The sequence below is a fragment of the Jatrophihabitans sp. genome (assembly GCF_036389215.1).
In the GTDB taxonomy this organism is placed as follows: Bacteria; Actinomycetota; Actinomycetes; order Mycobacteriales; family Jatrophihabitantaceae; genus Jatrophihabitans_A.
This window is the reverse complement of sequence record NZ_DASVQG010000108.1, coordinates 1-4,256: the sequence shown is the minus strand read 5'-3', so window position 1 is coordinate 4,256 and position 4,256 is coordinate 1. Positions and strand designations below refer to the sequence as shown.

Below are 4,256 nucleotides of genomic sequence, written 5' to 3'. Positions count from 1 at the left end.
CAGCGTGTTGAACAGTGCTTCCCGGGCCCGCTCGGACGTGGGGCGAGTCACCCGGGGCGGCACTGCCAGCCGCCTGCCGCGCGCCTGACCACCGACGATCCGCGTCACGATCGCCAGCCTAGTGCTGGGTGGCCTCGGCGTCGTGCTGGAACGATCCGGTGCTTGCCACGCCTCCTGTGCCGCGATATGAGTGGTGACCCAGCCCCGATCCCAGCCCGATCCCAGCCCACGCCGAGCCTGCCGACCGCACGCCGGCTGGAGCTGGTATGCCTCCTCAGGCCCGATGAGAAGAGGAACGGATGCCACCACCGCGGATGACGTTGTCAGGCCTCGTGCTGGACGCGCCCGACGCCCAGGAGCTGGCCGCCTTCTACGAGCGGCTGCTCGGCTGGCCGCGGGAGCAGGACGAACCGGGCTGGGTGAAGCTCAGGTCACCCGACGGTGGTCCCGGCCTGTCGTTCGCGCACGAGCCGGCCTACCAACGACCACGCTGGCCGACCCGACCGCCGGACCAGCAGATGATGGCGCACCTCGACATCAGGGTCGAGGACCTGGAGCGCGCCTGCGAGCACGCGGCCGCCGCCGGCGCGGTGCTCGCCGACTTCCAGCCGCAGCAGGACGTCCGGGTGTACCTCGACCCGGCGGGGCACCCGTTCTGCCTGTTCGAGAACTAACCGACCGGCGGACCGGGCGATGTTGTCGTCCGCCCCGCGGTGACTGATGCTGGACGGGTGGCCCACGAACCGGATCCGCCGAGCTTCGTCGTCCTGCCCGAGGAGTACGAGGACTCCGACGCCGGACCCGGCGAGACCGGCCGGACCCCGGGGCTACCTGGTCCGGTGCTGCCCCGGCTGAGCGGGCTGGCGCACGACCGGCGGGTCCGCTGGGCAGCCGCGACGGTGGCCGGTCTGGTGGCCGGCGGGCTCGTCGCGATGGCGGTGACCGGCGAGCACGCGGCGGTGCGCACCGGCACGGCAGGCCAGCCGCCGGCACCGGTGGCATTGCCCACCCTGATGGCGTCCGGACGGCCGTGGCCCACCGCGCCCGGAGCCTGCGGCGGGATGCGGTACCAGCCGATCCTGACCGCCGACCCGCGCCGGCTCAGCACCGGCGTCCGGCTCCAGGTCGGCGGCCAGTCGGTGTACACGGTCGACGTGGATGCCAGGTCCGTGACGTCGACGCCCGGCCTGACCCTGTCCTCGCTGCGGTTCATCACCCAGCTGGTGCCCGGCAGCGCCGGCGGCAGCTACGCCCTGGTGCAGCCGTGCGAGTCCACCGACACCAGCCAGGTGCTGCAGGTCGGCCGGGATTCCAGCCACCTGGTGCTGGCCAGTGACCGGCACATCGACTCGCTGTTCAGCGACGGCCGCGGCGGGGTGTGGGCGGCCGAGGTGGCAGACATCGCCACCGACGGGCCGATCACCATGGTGCAGCTGCCCGGCCCCGGGGTGGTCCGGCTGCCGGCCGGGCTCACCCCGGTCGCGGTCTCCGGCCACCAGCTGATCGGGCTCACCGCCGCGACCGCCGAACGGCGCAGCCCGTCCTCGGGCACCCTGGTCAGCTACGACCTGGCCAAACGCCGGATCGGCGGCAGCATCGGCCGGGCCAGCTCGTTCACGGTCGGCGCCGGCCTGCTCGTGTGGACGCAGGAACCGTGCACCCTGACGGCTGCCTGCGCGCTGCACCGCTATGACCTGGCCACCGGCGCGCAGTCGGTACGCGAGTACGTCCTGCCGGTCGAGACCTTGCTGACCGGCGGTGTTCTCAGCCCGGACCGTAGCCAGCTGGCCTTGCCGCTGGCCCAGATCTATGAGGGCCCGCGCATCGATGCCCAGGGCTTCGGCCCGCCGTTCGACGTGGCCGTGCTGCACCTGGACACCGGAGTCCTGGACCGGGTCCCCGGGCTCACGCTGCCCCCGACCGAACTGCCGGGGCTGACCTTCTCGGCGCGGGGAGACTGGCTCGTCATCGCGCTCAACGAGGGACGCAGCGCGGAACTGGTTCTCTGGCGCCCCGGGTTGCCCCGGCCGCTGCGCCCGGGCATCCGGATCGGTGACCTGATGTTGCAGGCGCCGCCGGTGCTGGCCGTGCTCCGCTGACCGGCGCCGGCGGCTGGGTGCTCGCCGCCTCAAGACTTGTGCAGGAACTCCGTCCGGTCCTCGTCGAAGGAGTCCCAGAGGAACTCCCGCAATCCCGGGTGGTCGACGAGCTCCGGATCGGCCTCGATCACCTGCTGGGCCTCGACCCGAGCGGCTCTGATCAGCTGCTCGTCCTGCAGCAGCGAGAGCAGCTTCAGCTGTGACTTGCGGCCCGACTGGGCGGCGCCGAGCACATCGCCCTCGCGCCGCTGGGTGAGGTCCAGTTCGGCCAGGGCGAAGCCGTCGGTGGTCTTGGCGACCTCCTCCAGCCGCTGCAGCGCCGGATGGCCGAACGGAAGCTGGCTGAGCATCAGGCACAGGCCGGGGTGGGCGCCCCGCCCGATCCGGCCGCGTAACTGGTGCAACTGCGACACCCCGAACCGGTCGGCGTCCAGGATCACCATCAAGGAGGCGTTGGGCACGTTGATGCCCACCTCGATGACCGTGGTCGCCACCAGCACGTCGAGGTCACCGGCCGCGAATGCCGACATCACCGCGTTCTTGTCCTCGGCGGGCAGCCGGCCGTGCAGCTGGGCCAGCCGCAGTCCCCGGAGCTGGTCGCTCCCGAGCTCGGCGTAGGTGCCCAGGACGGATGCGGTCTGCTGCTGGTCATCGGCGGCGGCACCGATGTCTTCGGCGTCACCGTCATCGCCGATCCGGGGGCAGACGACGAACACCTGGCGGCCCTTGACGACCTCTTCCCGGATCCGCTGCCAGACCCGTTCCAGCCAGTCCGGGCGCTCGGTCACCGGCACCACCGTGGAGCTCACCGTCGCCCGGCCGCCGGGCAGCTCGTGCAGCTCGGAGGTCTCCAGGTCCCCGAACACGGTCATCGCGACCGTCCGCGGGATCGGCGTGGCGGTCATCACCAGCAGGTGCGGCGGGGTGGCGGCCTTGCTGCGCAGGGCGTCCCGCTGCTCCACCCCGAACCGGTGCTGCTCGTCGATGACCACCAGCCCCAGTTCGGCGAACTGCACCTGGTCCTGGATCAGGGCGTGGGTGCCGATCACGATGCCGGCCGCTCCGGAGGCGATCTCCAGCAGCGCGGCCCGGCGGGCCGGCGTCGACATCGACCCGGTCAGCAGCACGACCTGGGTGCCCTGCTCCGAGCCGCCCAGCCGGCCGGCCTGGGCCAGCTCGCCGAGCAGGTCGTTGACGCTGCGCTCGTGCTGGGCGGCCAGCACCTCGGTCGGGGCCAGCAGCGCCGCCTGGGCGCCGGCGTCGACGACCTGCAGCATCGCCCGCAGCGCGAGCACCGTCTTGCCCGAACCGACCTCGCCCTGCAACAGCCGGTGCATCGGATGGGAGGCGGCCAGCTCGTCCTCGATGACCGCCGCGATCCGGCGCTGCTCACCGGTGAACTCGAACGGCAGCCGGCGCTCGAACGCCTCGACCAGGCCACCGGCCACCCGGGGCCGCGCCAGCGCGGGATTGGCGGCGCTGGCATGCCGGCGCTGGGCCAGCACCAGCTGGACGCCCAGTGCCTCGTCGAAGGCCAGCCGCCGGCGGGCCTGGTGGTACTCGGCCATCGTCTCGGGCCGGTGGATCCGGCGCAGCGCCGCGTCCAGTTCCATCACCGCGGCGCGCGCCCGGACCGGCGGCTGGAGCGGGTCGGGCACCGGGTCCAGGTGGTCCAGGGCGATCCGCATGCAGCGCGCGATGGTCCAGGACGGCAGTCCCGCGGCGGCCGGGTAGACCGGCAGCAGCGCGCCGGCGAAGTCCTGCAGCTGCTCATCGATCCGCTCGGCGCCGCCCCGCTCCGGATCGTCGGAGTCCGCCTCGCCCAGCAGGATGTAGTCCGGTGAGTTCAGTTGCAGCTTGTCCCGGAACCGGGTCACCTTGCCGGCGAACATGCCCTGCCGGCCCGGCCGCAGGTCGCGTTCGCGCCAGGGCTGGTTGAAGAAGCTCAACGTCGCCCGATGCCGGCCGGAGCGGATCGAGACCTCGAGGATGTTCAGCTTGCGGCCGGGGATGCGGCGGGTGCTGGTCGACTCGACCTCGGCCAGCACCGTCACCTCCTCGCCCTCGACCAGCTTGGAGAGGTCGGTCAGCTCCCCGCGCTCGTTGAACCGGCGGGGGTAGTGCCGGATCAGCTGGCCGACCGTGCTGTACCCGAGC

The 4,256-nt window shown here is 72.7% G+C and carries 4 protein-coding genes; 2 read left to right on the top strand and 2 right to left on the bottom strand.

All coding sequences use genetic code 11. The annotated features are described in order from the left end of the window. Positions 1–108, bottom strand: a 108-nt coding sequence (locus VF542_RS05050) for an RsmD family RNA methyltransferase (RefSeq protein WP_408650618.1), incomplete at its 3' end; no start/stop codon positions are given. Between the two features lie 206 nt (positions 109–314). On the opposite strand from VF542_RS05050, the gene VF542_RS05045 reads away from it, so the two are divergent. Beyond that, the gene (locus tag VF542_RS05045) at positions 315–674 is read left to right on the top strand and encodes a VOC family protein (RefSeq protein ID WP_408650617.1); all 360 of its coding nucleotides are present in this window, start codon (positions 315–317) and stop codon (positions 672–674) included. Positions 675–731: 57 nt separating this feature from the next. Next, complete coding sequence (locus VF542_RS05040) at positions 732–2,099, top strand: hypothetical protein (RefSeq protein WP_408650616.1); 1,368 nt, start codon at positions 732–734, stop codon at positions 2,097–2,099. 29 nt (positions 2,100–2,128) lie between these two features. Here the strand turns inward: VF542_RS05040 and recG are convergent. Continuing rightward, on the bottom strand, positions 2,129–4,256 hold a 2,128-nt coding region (gene recG, locus VF542_RS05035), incomplete at its 5' end, for an ATP-dependent DNA helicase RecG (protein WP_408650615.1).